Annotated in this window: 19 protein-coding genes and 1 pseudogene; 16 read left to right on the forward strand and 4 right to left on the reverse strand. The window is 53.1% G+C overall.

Annotation, left to right across the window (positions count from 1 at the left end):
* The first annotated feature begins 18 nt into the window (after positions 1-18).
* A complete protein-coding gene (locus N645_RS0108175) occupies positions 19-963 on the forward strand; it encodes a DegV family protein (RefSeq protein WP_024461019.1) in 945 nt (314 codons plus the stop codon).
* Between the two features lie 160 nt (positions 964-1,123).
* On the opposite strand, the gene N645_RS0108180 is transcribed toward N645_RS0108175, so the two are convergent.
* Entirely contained in the window at positions 1,124-2,074 is a 951-nt protein-coding gene (locus N645_RS0108180; RefSeq protein WP_036160695.1) for a calcium/sodium antiporter, read from the reverse strand.
* A gap of 136 nt (positions 2,075-2,210) precedes the next feature.
* Positions 2,211-3,269, reverse strand: coding sequence for a UDP-glucose 4-epimerase GalE (gene galE, locus N645_RS0108185; RefSeq protein ID WP_051174371.1), 1,059 nt, complete (start codon positions 3,267-3,269; stop codon positions 2,211-2,213).
* A gap of 75 nt (positions 3,270-3,344) precedes the next feature.
* On the opposite strand from galE, the gene N645_RS17975 reads away from it, so the two are divergent.
* The 14 genes from N645_RS17975 to N645_RS18520 all read left to right on the forward strand — a co-directional run bounded on the left by N645_RS17975 (position 3,345) and on the right by N645_RS18520 (position 16,243).
* Complete coding sequence (locus N645_RS17975) at positions 3,345-3,560, forward strand: hypothetical protein (RefSeq protein ID WP_152521660.1); 216 nt, start codon at positions 3,345-3,347, stop codon at positions 3,558-3,560.
* Positions 3,561-3,634: 74 nt separating this feature from the next.
* The gene (locus N645_RS0108190) at positions 3,635-5,557 is read left to right on the forward strand and encodes a PrkA family serine protein kinase (protein WP_024461022.1); all 1,923 of its coding nucleotides are present in this window, start codon (positions 3,635-3,637) and stop codon (positions 5,555-5,557) included.
* A gap of 49 nt (positions 5,558-5,606) precedes the next feature.
* Positions 5,607-6,893 carry a YeaH/YhbH family protein gene (locus N645_RS0108195; RefSeq protein ID WP_024461023.1) on the forward strand — a complete coding sequence of 429 codons (1,287 nt, stop codon included), beginning with the start codon at positions 5,607-5,609 and terminating at the stop codon, positions 6,891-6,893.
* A gap of 3 nt (positions 6,894-6,896) precedes the next feature.
* Positions 6,897-8,405, forward strand: a complete 1,509-nt coding sequence (locus tag N645_RS0108200; RefSeq protein WP_024461024.1) for a SpoVR family protein — start codon at positions 6,897-6,899, stop codon at positions 8,403-8,405.
* 387 nt (positions 8,406-8,792) lie between these two features.
* Positions 8,793-9,308 carry a hypothetical protein gene (locus tag N645_RS0108205; RefSeq protein WP_152521661.1) on the forward strand — a complete coding sequence of 172 codons (516 nt, stop codon included), beginning with the start codon at positions 8,793-8,795 and terminating at the stop codon, positions 9,306-9,308.
* A gap of 3 nt (positions 9,309-9,311) precedes the next feature.
* The gene (locus N645_RS0108210) at positions 9,312-10,055 is read left to right on the forward strand and encodes a hypothetical protein (protein ID WP_024461026.1); all 744 of its coding nucleotides are present in this window, start codon (positions 9,312-9,314) and stop codon (positions 10,053-10,055) included.
* Positions 10,056-10,165: 110 nt separating this feature from the next.
* On the forward strand, positions 10,166-10,354 hold the full coding sequence (locus tag N645_RS0108215) for a hypothetical protein (protein WP_024461027.1): 189 nt from the start codon (positions 10,166-10,168) through the stop codon (positions 10,352-10,354).
* 119 nt (positions 10,355-10,473) lie between these two features.
* The gene (locus N645_RS17425; RefSeq protein WP_024461028.1) at positions 10,474-11,205 is read left to right on the forward strand and encodes a DUF4145 domain-containing protein; all 732 of its coding nucleotides are present in this window, start codon (positions 10,474-10,476) and stop codon (positions 11,203-11,205) included.
* A gap of 12 nt (positions 11,206-11,217) precedes the next feature.
* Positions 11,218-11,742: a hypothetical protein gene (locus tag N645_RS0108225; RefSeq protein ID WP_024461029.1), complete on the forward strand. Its 525-nt coding sequence runs from the start codon at positions 11,218-11,220 to the stop codon at positions 11,740-11,742.
* A gap of 71 nt (positions 11,743-11,813) precedes the next feature.
* A complete protein-coding gene (locus tag N645_RS0108230) occupies positions 11,814-12,773 on the forward strand; it encodes a hypothetical protein (RefSeq protein WP_024461030.1) in 960 nt (319 codons plus the stop codon).
* Between the two features lie 136 nt (positions 12,774-12,909).
* A complete protein-coding gene (locus tag N645_RS0108235; protein ID WP_024461031.1) occupies positions 12,910-14,010 on the forward strand; it encodes a ParA family protein in 1,101 nt (366 codons plus the stop codon).
* Positions 14,010-14,702, forward strand: coding sequence for a RelA/SpoT domain-containing protein (locus tag N645_RS0108240; protein ID WP_024461032.1), 693 nt, complete (start codon positions 14,010-14,012; stop codon positions 14,700-14,702). The genes N645_RS0108235 and N645_RS0108240 overlap by 1 nt, the downstream gene beginning before the upstream one ends.
* Positions 14,703-14,842: 140 nt before the next feature.
* Complete coding sequence (locus N645_RS0108245) at positions 14,843-15,229, forward strand: hypothetical protein (RefSeq protein ID WP_024461033.1); 387 nt, start codon at positions 14,843-14,845, stop codon at positions 15,227-15,229.
* Positions 15,230-16,042: 813 nt separating this feature from the next.
* Complete coding sequence (locus N645_RS18520) at positions 16,043-16,243, forward strand: DUF2905 domain-containing protein (protein ID WP_081665980.1); 201 nt, start codon at positions 16,043-16,045, stop codon at positions 16,241-16,243.
* A 159-nt stretch (positions 16,244-16,402) separates the two neighbouring features.
* On the opposite strand, the pseudogene N645_RS18525 reads toward N645_RS18520, so the two are convergent.
* Positions 16,403-16,747 (reverse strand): annotated as a pseudogene (locus N645_RS18525) (VOC family protein); the annotation flags it as partial.
* 20 nt (positions 16,748-16,767) lie between these two features.
* Entirely contained in the window at positions 16,768-17,562 is a 795-nt protein-coding gene (locus N645_RS0108260; protein WP_024461036.1) for a VOC family protein, read from the reverse strand.
* 425 nt (positions 17,563-17,987) lie between these two features.
* Between N645_RS0108260 and N645_RS0108265 the strand changes: the two genes are divergently transcribed.
* Complete coding sequence (locus N645_RS0108265; protein WP_202960781.1) at positions 17,988-19,466, forward strand: PD40 domain-containing protein; 1,479 nt, start codon at positions 17,988-17,990, stop codon at positions 19,464-19,466.
* Positions 19,467-19,738: the final 272 nt, after the last annotated feature.

Here is a 19,738-nt window from a genome sequence, read left to right on the forward strand (position 1 = left end):
AACCCCGGAGGGATAACCATGAACGCGCGTACCTGTATCGCAGTGGACTCCACCTGCGACCTGCCCGCCCAATTTATTCGGGACAACAACATTGAAGTACTGCCGATCTATATCAACCACGCCGGCGGTCGGCAACTGGACTACCGCAACCCGGCCAACACCCTGCGGTTCTATCAGTCCCACACCCGGGAGAAATACGGCCTGGCCCAGTCCGAGCCCCTCTCCGTGGAGGACATGACCCAGCTCCTGCAACGCAAGCTACTGCCCAACTACGACCTGGTTCAGGTAATCACCACCAACAGCAAAAAGAGCGAGGTGTTCAAGCGGGTGTCCGAGGCGGCCATGGTCAACGAGCCCAAGTTCCGGGCCATGGAGCGCCCCAACCGGCCACCCTTCCGCATTCGCCTGTACGACAGCATGACCATGTTTACCGGCCATGGATTGTTGGTGTATGAACTGGTCAAGCGCCTGAAGGAGGAGAAAACCCCGATCAACCGCTCCATCCGGGCCATCGACCATATGCGCGAGGAGGTCTACGGTTACATCATTCCCAATGACCTGGCCTACATGCGCGAGCGCCGGCACATGCGCAAGTCCGACCACAAAATTTCCTGGGTGAACTTCAAATTGGCCAGCATGCTGAACCGGCGGCCGATCATTCAGATCCACAAAGGCGACACCGCCAAAATGACCACCGGCAAGGGGTTCTGGGGCAGCCTGGAGGTGTTGTTCGATCATGTGCGCAAGCAGATGGACCAGGGGTTGACCTGTGATGCCATTACCATGAGTTACGGTGGCTGCCTGGATGAGATCAAGGAACATCCGACCCTGGTGCAGTTCCGGAAGGATTGTCAGAAAGCGGGGGTGAAAACCCTGCTCTCGATGATGAGCATGGCCGGCACCGTCAACGTCGGTCCCGGGGCCTTTGCGTTGGCGTTTGCGACGGATAAGGCGTTGGTTTGAGGTTGGTTGCGGTGGATGCATTGGATTGGGTTACGGCGGATGCGGCAACGTGGGGTTACGGCGGATGCGCGCTACGCGCTTATCCGCCCTACGCATACCACGGCAGTTCGCGTAGGGCGGATAAGGCCAAAGGCCGCATCCGCCGTAACCCAACCAAAAATCACACCGCCATAAACCCAACGTACACAACGTAACCGGCCAACAACACCCCGGCCTCAACGCGATTCAACCGCTTCCCGGTCAACAGAAACGCCACCAACGCCAAAGCCGCCGCCAACATCACCCACTGGTCGATCGCCAACAAACGCCCCGCCAGGGGCAACGGCTGGATAATCGCCGAAATACCCAGAATCCCCAACAGGTTGAAGATATTACTCCCCAGAATATTCCCCACCGCCACATCCGCCTGGCGGCGCAATACCGCGATCAGGGACACCGCCAGCTCGGGCAGGGACGTCCCCACCGCCACTAACGTCAGGCCGATCAGCGCTTCCGGGATACCCAGCCACTCACCGATACCCACGGCACCGCGCAGAAACAGGCGGGCGCCGACAATCAGCAGCACCAGGCCACCCAGAGTCATGGCGACGGACAACCAGAGCGCCTGGGGGCGATGGGTGACTGAGGCGGCCTCGGCTTTGTGCAGCTCCGCTTCAGGCCCAAGGGGGTCCACCCGCTCGGTGCGATAAGACCAGATAAGGTACACGGCCAACGCCACCAGAAACATCACCCCATCGGTAAATCCCAGAGCGCCGTCGCGCATGATCAGCAACGCGAACACCGTCGCCGCCACCATCGCCAGGCCGTCCCGGTTGAGGGCATTGGTGTGCACGGTCAGGGGCAGTACCAACCCACAGAGGCCCAGAATCAGCAGGATATTGGCAATATTGCTGCCGATCACGTTGCCCAGAGCGATATCCGGGGTGTTTTCCAAAGCGGCCTGCAGGGATACCACCAGCTCCGGGGAGGAGGTGCCGAAACCGACGATCACCAACCCGGCCAGTAGTGGCGACACGCCCCAGCGGGTTGCCAGGGCCACAGCGCCGCGTACCAGGGTGTCGCCACCGCCGGTTAGCAGGGCCAATCCCAACAATAACCAGACGAAATCCATTAACACCCCCGTTGTTTTAACGATTCGTTATGGTGGATGCGGCAACGATTGGATACGGATAGCACGGAGTCCGCGTAGGGCGGATAAGCGAAGCGCATCCGCCGTAACCCAACCCCCCGACGCAACCCCCAAAACCTCAATACCCGTTGGGATTCTGCGACTGCCACCGCCACGCATCCACCATCATCCGCTCCAACCCGAACTCCGCCTGCCAACCCAACTCGCGCTTGGCCAAATCCGCATTGGCGTAACAACTGGCGATATCCCCGGGCCGGCGCGGCGCGATGCGGTACGGCACCTTCCGGCCGCTGGCCTTCTCAAACGCCTCGACCATCTGCAATACCGAATAGCCCACCCCGGTGCCCAGGTTATAGGCCCGGCAGCCGGGCCCGGCTTTATCCAGGGCTTCCAGCGCCGCCACATGGCCCTTGGCCAGGTCCACCACATGGATATAATCGCGCACCCCGGTGCCATCCACGGTGTCGTAATCATCGCCAAACACACTCAGCTCCTTGAGCTTGCCGATGGCCACCTGGGCCACATAAGGCAGCAGGTTATTGGGGATTCCGGCGGGATCTTCGCCGATCTGGCCGCTTTCGTGGGCGCCTACGGGGTTAAAGTAGCGCAACAGGGTGATATTCCAGGGCGCCTTGCGGTGTTCCTCCGGCGCCGCTGCCACGTCCCGCAGGATTTCCTCGATGATCAGCTTGCTGCGCCCGTAGGGGTTGGTGGCGCTGGTGGCGAAGCTCTCGTCAATGGGCACTGACACCGGGTCGCCGTATACCGTGGCGGAGGAGCTGAAAATCAGGTTGCCCTGACCGTAGGCTTCCATCACCTCACACAGGGTCAGGGTGCCACCGACGTTCTCGCGGTAATAGGTCAAGGGAATCTGGCTGGACTCGCCCACCGCCTTGAGCCCGGCAAAGTGCATCACCGCACCAAAAGCGTGCTTCTCGAACACCGCCTCCAGGGCGGGCCGGTCGTTCAGGTCCAGCTCGTAAAATACCGGCGCCTCGCCGCAGATGCTCGCCACCCGGTCGATGACCTCGCGCTTGCTGTTGCTCAGGTTGTCCACCACCACCGGGCGGTAGCCGGCCTTCACCAATTCCACACACACGTGGCTGCCGATGTACCCCGCCCCGCCGGTCACCAGAATGTCCGGGCGGGCGCTGCGGTCTGTTGAGGGTGAGTGCATACTTAAGTCCTTCTTGTTCGGTCATTTTCAAGGGGCCGGGAGCGCGGCGTCACACCCCGGAAAGCTGGCTGCATTATGGCACATTCCGGTGTTCCAAAGGCGCTTTCAGCACGTATATACCGGAACCTGACGCGGTTTATCCGAGTCAAAGCAGAGCCAGAAAAACGACCTTTTCCTGACATCAACATGCAACAGATTCATACCGGCAGGCTTGGCACTGTTTTTCCATGGCTTTTCATGGAAAAGGCCGAATGCGTCAAAAATTTCCATGTAAAGACGCTGCCCGGATGACGGTTTTCGGACTATGCTTATCAGTGACAGTGGTTAGCGACTGACTGCAAAGCATTTAACGCAGGGGTGGATCGATGACGATTTTCAACCATTACCGCGAACGTTACATTTCAACCCAACAGGAAGAGTTGAGCATTCAGGAGTACCTGGACCTGTGCAAACAGGACCGCAGCGTTTACGCCACCGCCGCCGAACGGATGCTGATGGCCATCGGCGAACCCGAACTGGTGGACACCTCTCTGGACCCCCGGCTGAGCCGGATTTTTTCCAATAAAGTCATCAAGCGCTACAAGGCCTTCGGCGACTTTTACGGCATGGAGGAGTGCATCGAGCAGATCGTCTCCTTCTTCAAACACGCCGCCCAGGGGCTGGAGGAAAAGAAACAGATTCTGTACCTGCTCGGCCCGGTCGGGGGCGGCAAGTCCTCCCTGGCCGAAAAGCTCAAAGCGCTGATGCAACAGATGCCCATCTACTGCCTCAAAGGCTCCCCGGTGTTCGAATCGCCGCTGGGGTTATTTAACCCCGACGAAGACGGCCAGATTCTGGAGGAAGACTACGGCATTCCCCAGCGCTACTTGAAAACCATCATGTCCCCTTGGGCGGTCAAGCGCCTGCACGAGTACGAGGGCGACATCAGCCAGTTCAAGGTGGTGAAAGTCTTCCCGTCGATTCTCGACCAGATTGCCGTCTCCAAAACCGAGCCCGGCGATGAAAACAACCAGGACATTTCCTCCCTGGTGGGCAAGGTGGATATCCGCAAGCTGGAGGACTACCCCCAGAACGACCCGGACGCCTACAGCTTCTCCGGCGGCCTGTGCCGGGCCAACCAGGGGCTGATGGAATTTGTGGAAATGTTCAAGGCGCCGATCAAGGTGCTGCACCCGCTGCTGACCGCCACCCAGGAGGGCAACTACAACAGCACCGAGGGTTTGAGCGCCATTCCCTTCGAGGGCATTATTCTCGCCCACTCCAACGAATCCGAGTGGCAGGCGTTCAAAAACAACAAGAACAACGAGGCCTTTCTGGACCGGGTGTACATCGTCAAGGTGCCCTACTGCCTGCGCGTGTCCGAGGAAGTGAAAATCTACGAGAAGCTGCTGGAAAACAGCTCCCTGAACAACGCACACTGCGCCCCGGACACCCTGCGCATGCTGGCCAAGTTTGTGGTGCTCTCGCGCCTGAAGGAGCCGGAAAACTCCAACATCTATTCGAAGATGCGCATCTACGACGGCGAGAGCCTCAAAGACACCGACCCGAAAGCCAAGTCCATCCAGGAATACCGGGACGCCGCCGGCGTGGACGAAGGCATGACCGGGTTGTCCACCCGGTTCGCGTTCAAGATTCTGTCCAAGGTGTTCAACTTCGACCCCACTGAAGTGGCCGCCAACCCGGTGCACCTGCTCTATGTACTGGAGCAGCAGATCGAGCGCGAGCAGTTCCCCGCGGAAACCCGCGAGCGCTACCTGGGCTTTATCAAGGAATACCTGGCGCCGCGCTACGTGGACTTTATCGGCAAGGAAATCCAGACCGCCTACCTGGAGTCCTACACCGAGTACGGGCAGAACATTTTCGACCGCTACGTCACCTTCGCCGACTTCTGGATTCAGGATCAGGAATATAGGGACCCGGACACCGGGGAAATTCTCGACCGGGGCGCCCTCAACCAGGAGCTGGAAAAAATCGAGAAGCCGGCGGGCATCAGCAACCCCAAGGACTTCCGCAACGAGATCGTCAACTTCGTGCTGCGCGCCCGGGCCAACAACAACGGCCGCAACCCGGCCTGGAACAGCTACGAGAAGTTGCGCTCGGTGATCGAGCAGAAAATGTTCTCCAACACCGAGGACCTGTTGCCCGTCATTTCCTTCAATGCCAAGGCTTCCGCCGCGGACCAGAAAAAACACCAGGACTTTGTGGCGCGCATGATCGAGCGCGGTTATACGGAGAAGCAGGTCCGGCTGCTGTCGGAGTGGTATCTGCGGGTCCGTAAGTCCCAGTAAAGCCGGCACCCCACCCGGGGTGCCGAGGGTGGTTTTTCGAGGTTAGCGTATGAGTCATATTGTCGACCGTCGCCTGAACGCCAAAAACAAAAGTGCCGTCAACCGGCAGCGCTTCCTGCGTCGCTATAAAGAGCACATCAAAAAAGCCGTGTCCGGTGCGGTCAGCCGTCGCTCCATTACCGATATCGAGCAGGGCGAGAAAATCAGCATTCCCACCCGGGACATTCACGAACCGGTATTCCACCACGGCCAGGGCGGCCACCGGGAAAACGTGCTGCCCGGCAACAAGGAATTCACCCGGGGCGATCGCATTGCCCGCCCGCCCAGCGGCGGCGGAGGCGGCAGCGGCTCTGGAGCCAGTGACTCCGGAGAGGGCGAAGACGAATTTGTTTTTCAGATATCCCAGAGCGAGTTTCTGGATTTCATGTTTGACGACCTGGCCCTGCCCAACCTGGTCAAACGCCAGTTGATCGGCGACACCGACTTTCAACGCCACCGGGCCGGCATCAGCAACGAGGGCAACCCGGGGCAACTGAACGTGGTGCGCTCCATGCGCTCCGCCCACGCCCGGCGCATCGCCCTGACCGCCAAAAAGCGCCGCCGCCTGAAAGAACTGAAAGCCCAGCTCGAAGAGGAACAGGCCAAACAGGACATTCTTTACGACGCGCGCAAGGTCAAAAGCCTGGAAGAGGAAATTGTCGAGCTGGAGGCGAAAATCAAGCGCATTCCCTGGCTGGACACCTTCGACCTGAAATACAACCTGCACGTCAAACACCCGATACCGCGCAGCAAAGCGGTGATGTTCTGCCTGATGGACGTGTCCGGCTCCATGACCCAGTCCACCAAGGACATGGCCAAGCGCTTTTTCATCCTGCTGTACCTGTTTCTGCAGCGCAACTACGAGCACACCGAAGTGGTGTTCATTCGCCATCACACCAGCGCCAAGGAAGTGGACGAGGAAGAGTTTTTCTATTCCCGGGAAACCGGCGGCACCATCGTCTCCAGCGCCCTGAAACTGATGCACAGCATCATGGAAGCGCGTTACCCCACCAACGAGTGGAACATCTACGGCGCCCAGGCCTCGGACGGGGATAACTGGAACGAAGACTCCAGCGTGTGCCAACAGGTGCTGTGTGAAGACATACTGCCCCACGTGCAGTACTTCTCCTACATCGAAATCACCCAGCGGGAGCATCAGGCGCTCTGGCACGAGTACGAGGAAGTGCAGGAGCGCTTCCCGCACATCTTCGCCATGGAACAGATCACCGACGTGCGCGACATCTACCCGGTGTTTCGCGAGCTGTTCCATAAAGACACGCACCGGCAGGCGGGTTAAGTCATGAGTGAGCGCAAACCCATATCCACCGGCGCCGACTGGACCTTCGAGCTGGTCGAGGAATACGACCGGGCCATCGCCGGCATTGCCAAAGAGTTCGGGCTGGACACCTACCCCAACCAGATCGAGATCATCAGCTCCGAACAGATGATGGACGCCTACTCCGCCGCCGGCATGCCTCTGGGCTACCACCACTGGTCCTACGGCAAACAGTTTCTTTCTGTGGAGAACGCCTACACCCGGGGGCAGATGGGGCTGGCCTACGAAATCGTGATCAACTCCAACCCCTGCATCGCCTACCTGATGGAGGAGAACACCATCACCATGCAGGCCCTGGTGATCGCCCACGCCTGCTACGGCCACAACTCCTTCTTCAAAGGCAACTACCTGTTCCGCACCTGGACCGACGCCAGCTCCATCATCGACTACCTGGTGTTTGCCAAGAACTACATCGCCCAGTGCGAAGAGCGCTACGGCATCAGTGCGGTGGAAGAAACCCTGGATTCCTGCCACGCCCTGATGAACTACGGCGTGGACCGCTACAAACGCCCCTCCCCCATCTCCGCCTGGGACGAACGGGAGCGGCAGAAGGAGCGCGAAGAATACCTGCAGCGGCAGGTGAACGACCTGTGGCGAACCATCCCCCGGATGACCCCGGAAGCGGAAGACCCCGCCCCGAAACAGCGCTACCCCAGCGAACCCCAGGAAAACCTGCTGTACTTCATCGAGAAAAACGCCCCCCTGCTGGAACCCTGGCAGCGCGAAGTGGTGCGCATCGTGCGCAAAATCGCGCAGTACTTCTACCCCCAGCGGCAGACTCAGGTGATGAATGAAGGCTGGGCCTGCTTCTGGCACTACACCCTGCTCAACGAGATGTATGACCGGGGCCTGGTCACCGACGCCTTCATGATGGAGTTCCTGCAGTCCCACTCCAGCGTGATTTACCAGCCGCCCTACGACAGCCCCCACTACAGCGGCATCAACCCCTACACCCTGGGGTTCAACATGATGATGGACATCCGCCGCATCTGCGAGCGCCCCACCGAGGAAGACCGCTACTGGTTCCCGGACATCGCCGGCAGCGACTGGAATGAAACCCTGCACTTCGCCATGCGCAACTTCAAAGATGAGAGCTTCATCCTGCAATTCCTATCGCCCAAAATCATCCGAGACCTGAAACTCTTTACCGTGGTAGACGACGACCGCGAACCCCACATCGAAGTCAACGCCATCCACGACGAAGAAGGCTACCGCGCCGTACGCCAGTCCCTCGCGGGCCTTTACAACCTGGGCAACCGCGAGCCTAACATTCAGGTGCACAGCGTGGATATCCGGGGCGACCGCTCACTGACCCTGCACCACACGCGGCACTCCCGCAAGCCGCTGGATAACTCGGCCGAGGAGGTGCTTAGGCATGTGCACCGGCTGTGGGGGTTTGATGTGCATTTGCACTCGATGGAGGGGGATAAGATTGCGCAGAGTTTTCATTGTCCGCCGGCGTCTGAAGCGTAAACAATAAACAGCCTTCGCCTGCAAGCTTGGCGACGTAAAATTTAGGGTTGTCAGTCCGCATATTATGTGGCAATTTACGACATAGGATGTCAGCCGGCCCGGTCGGCTTTCTTATCAAGTGCGCGAATTGCGGCGAGGGATTGCTCGTTTGTAGCCCCTCCTCAGAAAAATTTCCGCAGAAACAACTAGTTACCTGATTCGAGTGGAAGGATATCACGCACCTCGCGGAATGATATCGAGCATGCGCATATACATTCGAAGAAAAATGCGCCAGATCAATCTGAAAAGCCGATATGTAAGTACCTTACGATATCGTTCGAGAGTTTTTATCGGTTTGAGATACACCAATGTTAGAGGTTTTACAGGAAACCAATGGAGAATTATAAGATGAACAAGAAAAACATAACAGAAGTTCAATCGAAATTGCTGGAAATGAATGAGGTCATAGAAAAGTTAGATCCGGCGATACGAAGCGCTGCATTTGAGATAATGGTGCCCTACTACTTTGATTCTCAACCCAGCCAGAAACACAAGCATGAAGATAGTTCTACTGGGCAAAAAGATAGATCAGGTAGAGAAAAAGCTGACACAAGCGATCTCAGCTCTTTCATTGGTAGCTTCGAGCATGGGAAGCCAAAGGACAATGTTATGCTGCTCGCGGCTTGGATGTATTCCCAATATGGCGCACATCCGATACAAGCCAAAGAAATAAAGGAATTATCGGATGCCTGTGGCTTGGTAATTCCGGCACGCCCAGATAACACAATGAGAACCGCTAAAGACAAAGGTAAAAGTCTCTTTACTCAACAGGGGAAGGCGTGGAAGCCAACAGTTAGCGGTGAAATTTATCTTAAGGAAACCTATGCCGTCACCAAAGGCAATAAGACTATACCAAAGGATTAATTCGTGACGATAGTAGAATTTCTAAACCCAGTAAAAAAAAAGAGCACAAAGGATATTTGTCTTGCTGCCATGTATTTCAGTCAAAGATATCAAGAGGCTGAATCACTTACGGTGGAGGGGCTAAGAGCGCTACTTAAACGGGCGAAGATTCCGCGGGCGGCGCAGCTGAACTTGGCGGCAACTTTAGCACAATCCGCGCCCTACGTAGACACTATAGGCAAAGATGGAAAGCGCTTCCTATGGGCACTTACAAGTACGGGTGAATCTTATGTCAGAGAGCTACTGGAACTTCCTGCACATGATATAGAAATTGAAAATGACGTCGCTTCCCTTGATGAGTTAATTTCAACCATAGGTGATAAAGATGTATGCGACTACTTGAATGAAGCGGTTAAATGTCTGCAAGTAAATGCCATCAGGGCATCAGTCGTATTTTTATGGTCTGGAGCGGTTAAAAAAATCAGAGACGATGTATTTGCGTGTGGGGCGGGAAGCGTCAACACTGCTTTAGCTAAGTTTGACCCAAAGGCGAAGCCAATCAAAAAACTTGATGATCTCGTTCTGGTAAAGGAGTCAACGCTCCTCTTGGTATCTCAAGAGTTAGGGTTATTTGATAAAAATCAGCGCTCTGTGCTGGAGGACTGCTTGAACCTCAGGAATAAGTGCGGCCATCCTGGAAAATACAAAGCTGGCCCCAAGAAAGTAAGTAGTTTTATCGAAGATTTGGTAAGTGTGGTATTCAAGTAATTACTCTAACAAATGTAGGCTGTCAAAAAAATTACTCGCTGCGCTCGCAACTCGCCGCAGCTACAGGCGCTATATTTCAAGGCCATTTCAAATTCTAAAGGAGAAAGACGGTGAGCTTCGATACAGCCAAGAAGTGCTTCGGCGAGAATATCCAGTTATTTGGCGATCCTCAGGCACAGCCTGAAAAATTCAATCACTACAATGGCCTTTACAATATGGCTGAGGCTATGTACGCGCTCCAAGACGAAGTACATCGTTTAAGGCGGGAAGTTGATGATCTTAAAAATCGTTTACCATAAATCAAGCATAACAAACACATTATGTCGCAACTGCGTGCCTGGGGCGTCCTACACTTCGCTCGCTCCTCGCTATGTTGCTGCCGCACTATATGTGGGGCGTTAATTGATAGTAGGACTGCATGAACACTGAAAAATTTTCAAGTACAAGGGGATTTATAGACCTAAAAGAGATTGATAGGGTTGAGCTCTTGGGGTTCTATCACTCGAAAGTTTCAGAGGTGAATTATTTTACGATCGCAGATGTGTGCGGCTGGCTTGATAGCTTAAGTTTGGCAAAGCCAAATAAAAGTAGATTGAAAAGGAAGCTTTTAGCATCGAAAAACTTTGTTAAAGGGCCCGTAAAATACTCCTATAAGCTGCACGAAAATCTTCAAAAGTCGCTTGAGAAGGAATTTCCTCAGTTTCAAGAAGATGACAAAGTAATTGAAACCATTAATCCAAAAATATCGAAGTCACTTTATTCAGTGACTCGTGGTTATATCGAGCCCCTTTGCAGACAAATCAACGCATCTTATGAGAACAACATTTTTGATGGTACAGCTGTTCTAATGAGGAGGCTCCTTGAAATAATGCTAATCCTTTCCTATGAAAAGCTAGGAATCGGGTCCGATCTCAAGGATCCAGACAACGAATACAAGAACCTGAACACCATAGTCGGCAATGCATTGACTAACAGCACTCTTTCTCTATCAAGAAACACAAGGGATTACCTCGATCAATTCAGGAAGATTGGTAATTTTTCAGCTCACAAGATCCATTACAACACTAAAAAATCAGATATTCGAAACATTGTGCTCGATTATCGGGCCGCGATCGAAGAGTTGCTATATAAGTCAGGATTAATTCAATAAAGGAGCGAAATAATGACCGCTAAAGTAAAAATAAATCTTCAGGAAGGGATCATTGAGCTAGAGGGTAGCGAAGATTTTGTAGATCGACAAGTTGATAAACTTGAAGCTATCATCGAACTTTTTAATCAAGCGTCTTCCGAAAATGAAACCGACAGTATGCCTGGCGAGGATGGAGTAGTCGAAGATAATGAAACAGGTTCAGCAGATGCTACTACAAATGGTTCATTGCCGCAGAGCCTGACTGTACCAGATAGCTTTGGCGAATGGATGCACAAGTTTCGTGACGACATCAACGACCAGCAAAAGGCTCTTGTCGCATCATTTTATGTACAAGCAAAGTCATCAACAAACGACTTTAAAACAATTGAAGTAAGCAACTGTTTGAAAGATCATGGAATAAAAATAGCTAATCCATCGACCAACATTAAAAGGCTTTCGACGAAGAAGCTGACGTTCCAAACAAGAAAGGTCGGAAAGTTAATATTTATGAGAGTGTCAAAAGATGGCGAGGCCCACCTTAAAACAATATTGCGATGAATCAGCACCTAACAACTCAAAGCTGCTCCGGTGTTTGAGTCATCAGCTCCTCTCATAGATATCTTTAATTTATGACTGAAAATCAACCGCTATCAAGAGCACAGAAAGAAAGGCTGGCGAAACTCGAGCCGCAGCTCAGGTCGTGTGTGGGAGCTGCTGATCTGAATCGAGCCAAGAGGATAACATCCCAAATTCAAGAACTATTGCGGCCTACTGGTCATGAAACCCGAATTCTACAAGCTAAAAACTGGCTTTATGAGACTGCGTTGGAAGCCGGCAGTTTGACGTTCGCCAAGATGGGATTTGAGGGAACAATACAAAAAAGCAGTTCGAGAACACGGCTAAATCTTGAAGCGATCTCGCTGCTGGCAATTTGCTATCTGCGAGAGGGCAACTTGGAGAAGGCGCGGGACATGATTGTCAGAGCCGTAAAGAACATTAACAACATTAAGTCGCCAGATAGAAGGGAGCAGTTTCACAGGCGCTTAATTGAGAGGCTAGAAGAGGAAAGTATCTTAGCGGGTTTGAAGGAGGAGTCATCAGCGAAGCTCGATCTGGATGAAGTTGATCACCAGTCAGTTCAGCTTGTGATGACCAAATCCGAAAACCAAATATATCTTGAAATGGGTCGGGCAGTTCCGCAACGATCAGTTGATTTGCTTAGGGATGTAAGAAATACCTACACCTTACGGCTTCCAGGCCCCGACAGGAGAATGCTTCCACCTCCGATAACTGAGGAAAACAAAGAGGCTCTTGGGAAACGTGCAAATTCTGCATTGAAGCGAGTTGCCTGGAGAGCTGTATGCAGTCCTGATAGTGATATTTACAAAGCGTGGAATCAAGGGTTATCTGTTGTTTATGATAAGAAGTATATCGCCGGAGCCATAGTGGCAGCATTTAACTCCGCGAGCATTACTGTAGCAATGGTCGCCGCAAGCGCGGCCGCATTGGCGATCAAGTTTGGTGCAGAAGTCTTTTGCGAGACGTTTGCTCCAAGTTCTCTTATGATCGACAGAAGGGATAAGAGCTAACAATTGGCTGCGCGGCAACCGTTTTCCGTCGCTTCGCGGCTCCAAACCGACTCTGGATCCGGGCGCTAGGCGTGCGTTTGCATCAAAAAATGAGGTGACACAACACTCATTCGAATAGAACTTATGGGAGTAAGTTTTGAAGATAATATCGGTATTCAACAATAAAGGTGGCGTTGGGAAATCGACACTTAGTTTCCATTTGGCTCATGCTTTAGCTGAAAAGGGTATAAAGACCCTAATGGTAGATCTTGATCCTCAGTCGAATCTAACATTACAGTGTATGTCCGCGGAAAAATTAGAAGAATTGTGGACAGAAGAGGAACCTTTTATTGAGGATTTTCAAGCCGCTCTGGATGAAACCCAAGCCAGCTTCTCAGAATTTCTCTCGACACCTAGATCAGTACATTGTCATTTAAAGCCAATAGAGGATGGCGTTTTTGAATCATTTGAACTTGGCAAAGTGTATAACGCGGCACCTAGCCTTGGCCTGATTCCCGGCCGCTTAAGCCTTCATACCTTTGAAGACAAACTCGCTAAATCTTGGAGCGATGCCTTCATGGGAGATCCTCAAGCCTTGCGCCTTTTGACTGGTATACGGCGCTTATGCTTGGATGCTGGTGAGAAACATGGTTATGACGTTGCAATACTGGATACGTCGCCAAGCTTAGGAATGATGAATCGCGTTATTATTTCTACGTCTACGGGCTTTTTTGTTCCTTGTATGCCAGATATGTTTTCTACTTTCGGTCTTACTAATATCGGAATGGCGCTAAAAACATGGAAATCACAGTTTAACGTAATGTATAGCCTTTTATCCGACAAGAAGCGAAGCGCTTTCCCTGATCATTTCGTAAAATTACTGGGATACACTATCTACAACGCGCGTCGATACGCCGGGCAAAATGAATATGACTTAGCTACTGCGCATTACGCGTACGCAAGTAAGTTGCCAAGCGTGATCCAAGAGAAAATACCTAAAGACTGTTATGCGCACCTTGCCGAAGGGGTTATATCAGAACCTATAGGCGGAACATCTGTTATGCATTCGCATAATACGTTGCCATCTATGGCACAGAAATACCGGACACCGATGTGGAACGTGCCGGGTCTGCCCAACCTTGAACCGGAAGATAGGAGTACGATTTTAGGAAATCGTGGTATGTATACCGCTAAACAGAGCGCATATCATGCTTTCGCAGATGAGCTTATGAGCCGGGTCGAAGGGGTGGAGGATTAATGGCTACCGAGGATATACGATTAAAGCATAGGGAAATTATTGAAGTCTACGATGAAAACCTAGAGGCTTTCGAGCTATTTCAGAAACACGTCAAGAATTTTTTCGAGAGCCGAAGCTTATCTAAGTACGTCCATTCGGTTCGTCACCGAATAAAGGATGTAGATCATTTGCTCGATAAAATAGACCGTAAGAATAAAGAGGATGAAGAACTACCGGACGAAGAACGGAAAGGGATAATAAATAGAGATAATGTTTTTACCCGAGTAACCGATATAGCAGGCATTCGAATCCTTCACCTTCATATTTCGGAGTTTGAACATATTCATCGTGCAATAATGGAAAAGATCGAAGATGAAGAATTTACCTTGTACGAGGACCCAAAGGCATACACATGGGATCCTGACTCGGGGAAGTATTTTGAATCCTTAGGCTTGAGGCGTGAGCTTAAGGAAAGCTACTACACAAGCATTCATTATGTTTTGAGACCAAATTCTAGAAGTCACGCCACATGCGAAGTGCAGATTCGGACGCTCTTAGAAGAGGTGTGGGGAGAGATTGATCACACTATGAATTATCCTGAGCCTTCTACCGATCCACATTGCAAAGAACAGATTCGGGTACTAGCGAGATTGGTGGGGGCAGGAACCCATTTGGCTGATTCCATTATGCGACGTTACGGAAACAGAGATTGACATCGCTCTTTCATTTAGCATTTTTAGTCAAATTCGCCTAACCAATGCGCAAACGGAACCGATTTTCCGCTAGCGCTCCAAACCGGCCCTTTACGCTGATGCCAAGCCATACAACCAACATTGTAAATTAAAGGAACAACGTGAAAGCACATAGATTTATTCAACTAATTGGTTTGTATGGGATGCTAGTTTTAATCCCTATTTTTCAGCACCAAGTCAGTTACCATTCGAGCGAAGAAGAAAGCTACGAACGCAAGAAGATCTTTAATGTGGTCGAACATCTATATTATGACATAAAGAACATAGCATGTACTGAATATGGACAAAAAGCATCGATCCACGACTGCGATAAAGGAATGTATCAGGATTTGGGGCTAAGCTCTACAGTCGATTTTGAGAGAGAGTCTGAAGAGAACAGGTCCACCTCTATGAAAGCATTCTTGGTTGTGTATTACTTTTTTTCCATTATTGCATTTTTAGGTACGGGGATTGAGTACAGAAAGGAATACCTGCAAAGCAAAGGTTAGGTGTAACCGGTTAAGATGCTTGGTGTCAAGCTTGAACGGCGACGGAAGTAGCTAAGCATAGTATAGCCCCGAGGGTGAACGATATTGATGGCACTAGCGCGTAAGACCGAGGTACACGTGGATCAGATTACAGAGATTCGGATACAGAATTTTCGGGAGTGTATGAAGGTTGCGCAAAGGTCAGTCTTTGCAGGACTGTCAGTGGCAGCTCTCGTCCAGTATCTGTCAGTGCACTACCAAGGAGATGCGCTTCCCGCCGTTCCTCTGCTAGCTCTAGAATTTACATCTCTAGACTCTCTAAGGATAGCGCTTCTCATCATGTACATCGGCGCAGGGCTCGTGGCGTGCTTTGCGGCAAGTCGTGCGTTTTCTATCCTAACGACCGTTGATGATTTGGCTTTGTCAGCCGAGTTGGCCCGATATCCGTCTATAGTTGCCACAAGTATGTTTTACAGCACTCCGTTGGCAGGGGCTCTACTGGGGTCGGGCATGTTGCTGATAATGGATATGAGCCACTATGATGACTTACGCGAATACTTTCTCTACTTCCTAGTATCAAGCCCGTTTATTATCGCTCTTCAGATGGGCGGAAGAATATACCGTCACAAGAATGCGCCAACAAATGGCTCAAAGGTGACACCGTAAGATGGCATAGTTCAGCCAAGCGTTAGATCACCAAGTGCCCAAGTAAAGTATACATCTTCTATAGGGAGGTCGGCCCCAAAGTCATCTGTCGACCCCACACCTGAGCAGCCAGCCGCCCCGCAGGAAGTTGCCTGGCTTCTTACGTTACACTCTTAAGTGGGAGGCTCCATGCAGCGCACGTTATTGATCATCGGTATTCTGTTGATTCTGGTCGCTCTGGCCTGGCCCTGGTTGAAACACCTACTGTTGGGCCGGTTGCCCGGCGATATTGTGATTGAGCGACCCGGCTATAAATTTTTCTTCCCCATTACCACGATGATCCTGGTGAGCCTGGCACTGTCGCTTATCGCAATGTTCTTCCGGCGATGACCGAACACCACTCCTCGATAAGGAGAGGTCGGTCACCGCTGCGTCGAGGGCAGCGATATCGATCTTCTTCATCGTCATCATCGCTTCGAAAGCGCGCTGCGCCTCGGCCCGGTCATCACTCGATATCAAGTCAAGCAGCCGCTGCGGCGTGATCTGCCATGCAAAGCCCCACCGGTCCTTACACCAGCCACAATCGACCTCCTCGCCGCCATTGGCGATGATGGTGTTCCAGTAGTGGTCCGTCTCTTTCTGGTTTTCGGTGACCACCATGAAGCTGACGGACTCATTGGGCGTTACATTCGGACCACCGTTAAGGCCGAGGAAAGGCCGGCCGAGCACCGTGAATTCGACGGTCAGCTCAGTCCCTTCCTGACCGCCGGGAAAGTCACCGGGGGCGGTGTTGACCCGGTCGACAGAGCTGTCGGGAAAGGTGGCGGCATAGAACTCGGCCGCCTTGCGGGCTTCGCCGTAGTCGAACCACAGGCAGGTAATGAAGTTGGTCATATCGGCTCCTATTGTGTCAGCTATTTTCTTGCGCCCACCAGCGAGAACATGGCTCCCTGTGGATCGACCCCTTTGACCATGAATTCTCCACCGGGAATTTCTTCGGGCCCGAGCGTGATCTGTCCGCCGTTGTCCGTGACAGCCTTACAGGCGAGGTCAATGTCGGCGCAACGGAAGTAGTAATGCCACATCGGTGCGGGCATATCCTCCGGTTTGGGCATAATGGCGCCAATCACCCCGTTGTGGCGGATGAATTCGTACGAGCCCATTGGGCCCATGTCCATTTCGCCGTCTTTGGTCCAGCCAAACGCCTTGAAGTAGAAGGCCTTGGCGGCGTCCGGGTCAGTGGTAATCAGTTCATTCCAGGCACAGTGTCCCACACGGGGTTTGTCGAAGGCGAAAGCCAGGCTGACTTCATCGCTGCTGCCCTTCATGACATAAAAGGGGGTGCCTTGCGGGTCGCTGACCATGGCCAATCGGCCGACGTCGGGAATATCGGTCGGGGGCATCTGCACACTGCCGCCCATCTCGGTGATGTTGGCCACCGCCTGGTCGACATCCTCCACGGCGATATAGCCCAGCCACATGGGCTTGGCGCCGCCCTGGCACATCTCTTCGGTCAGTTGCATCAGGCCGCCGACCTCTCGGGGTTCTCCCGTGTCATCATCCTGGATGCTGAGAATGCGGTAGTCCATATTGGGCTGCCCGCTGTCGGTGGCCTGCCAGCCCAGAATGGCGCCATAGAAGGCGAGCGCCGCATTGCTGTCGGTGGTGAGCAGTTCGTACCAGATAAATTCGCCGTGTCGGTTGGGCATGGTTGTCTCCTTGGGATCATAAGATGGGTCGTTCACTGACTGGTCGATGCCCGGCCGGTGATATCGACAGGATAACCATAGAAATTACTGATCGAGCGACCCGAACCGATAGCTTAAAAACAGGTTTTCAAGTGCGACGAATGAATGTCGGGCAAGACGATAAGCCACTAAGGGCGTCTTCCTGCGTTGATCGAGCGTCAATCTATTTGCCGGGGCGTACGGAGTAGGATAGACCCTACGCGCCGAGAGCGCCTATTCAAGATCCGTGGTAGGCTTTTACGTTCGTTGGGCGCCAAAACGTCATCGCTACGTTTCGGGGGCTATCCAGCGACCTGATACAAACAATAAAAGGCAATGGAGACTCTTGAATGAGAAAAACTAACGGTCAATCCTCACTCCTTCCCCTAACTATCTCGGCAATGCTTATGTTCTGGAGCCTGAACGCGGCGGCTGAACCCGTCGGCCAATTCGAACACCACACTGATATCGGTCCGGTGAAGCATGCTGGCGGCCTGGAATACGCACCAGACAGCCAGCATTACGTCATCTCCGGTTCGGGTGCCAATATGTGGTCCGATCAGGACGAGCTGCACTACGCGTGGAATCAGATGGAGGGAGACTTCATCGTGCGCGCCCAAGTGGCGTTTATCGGCGAGGGGGTGGACCCACACCGAAAGGTGGGCTGGCACGTGCGCGAGAGTCTTGACTCGGGCTCGGCCAATGTCCACGCCACGGTGCATGGCGATGGCCTGACGTCGCTACAGTTCCGCTCCGCCAAAGGGGCGCAAACCGAGGAATACCGTCTGAAGGTTCAAGGGCCTGAGGTGATTCAGCTGGAGCGCCGGGGCGATACATTCATCATGTCTGCGGCAAAGTTCGGGGAGCCCTTCCAGGTCACCCAGGTGTCCCATCTGGATTTTTCCGATGAGGTCTATGTGGGGCTAGCAATGTCCGCCCACGACGCCGATGAAATCGAAAGTGCACAGGTATCCAATGTTCGTATTATCCGGCCCGCAGCGGATGACTTTGTGCCTTATCAGGATTACATCGGTAGCAACCTCGAAGTGATGGACATGGAGACCGGGAATCGGCGTATTCTGCACCGCTCACCGGTTTCCCTGCAGGCGCCCAACTGGACCCACGACAGTCAGTATCTGATCTACAATTCCGAGGGGCTGCTTTACAAGTACGATCTGGAAACCGGCGAGATCAGCGAACTGAACACCGGCTTTGCCGATCAGAACAACAACGACCATGTGCTGTCCTGGAGCGGCAAGGAGATTGCCATCAGCCATCACGCCGACTCCGAAGACGGGCGATCAACGATCTATACGCTGCCTCTAACCGGCAGTGACCAGCCCCGACAGATCACACAAAAAGGCGTTGGGCATTCGTACCTGCACGGTTATTCACCGGACGACAAGACACTGGTGTTTACCGGTCACCGAAAGGACAAGTACGACATCTATACCGTCGATATTGCCACCGGCGAGGAAACCCAACTGACCGACACGGCAACGCTGGACGACGGCCCGGAGTACAGCCCGGATGGACAACACATTTACTTCAACTCCAACCGCACCGGTACCATGCAACTGTGGCGAATGAACGCGGACGGGTCCAATCAGGAGCAGTTGACCTTCGATCGGTACAACGACTGGTTTCCGCACGTCTCGCCCGACGGTAAAAGCCTGGTGTTTCTGTCCTACCACGATGACGTGGACTCGGCGGACCACCCCTTCTACCGCCACGTTTACCTGCGCCAGATGCCGATCGAGGGCGGCGAGCCGACGATTATCGCTTACGTCTACGGTGGTCAGGGCACCATCAATGTGCCCAGTTGGTCCCCGGATGGTAAGCGCATCGGGTTTATCAGCAACACCAGGCTTCCGGGGGACCAATAGGCTAGGCGCGGGGCGCAGGAGACCTCTTGCGGTTCTCCCGCGTCCTTATAGCTAACGCTGAGGGTGCGGGCAGTCTATATTGGGCTGCCCGCTGTCGGTGGTCTGATAGCGCAATAGAAGACAGCCTCCGCCTCATTATCGGTGGTGAGCGGTCCGTACCAGACACATTCGCCGTGTTGTTTGCTTATCACTGTTGACGTAAAGGTCAATAGGTGTTCTACGCTGTTCATTGTTCATGTATCATGAACACTCCACTTTGCGGAGGAGCCTTT

Origin of the sequence: Marinimicrobium sp. LS-A18 (assembly GCF_000463525.1) — a bacterium.
Taxonomy (GTDB): Bacteria; Pseudomonadota; Gammaproteobacteria; order Pseudomonadales; family Cellvibrionaceae; genus Marinimicrobium; species Marinimicrobium koreense.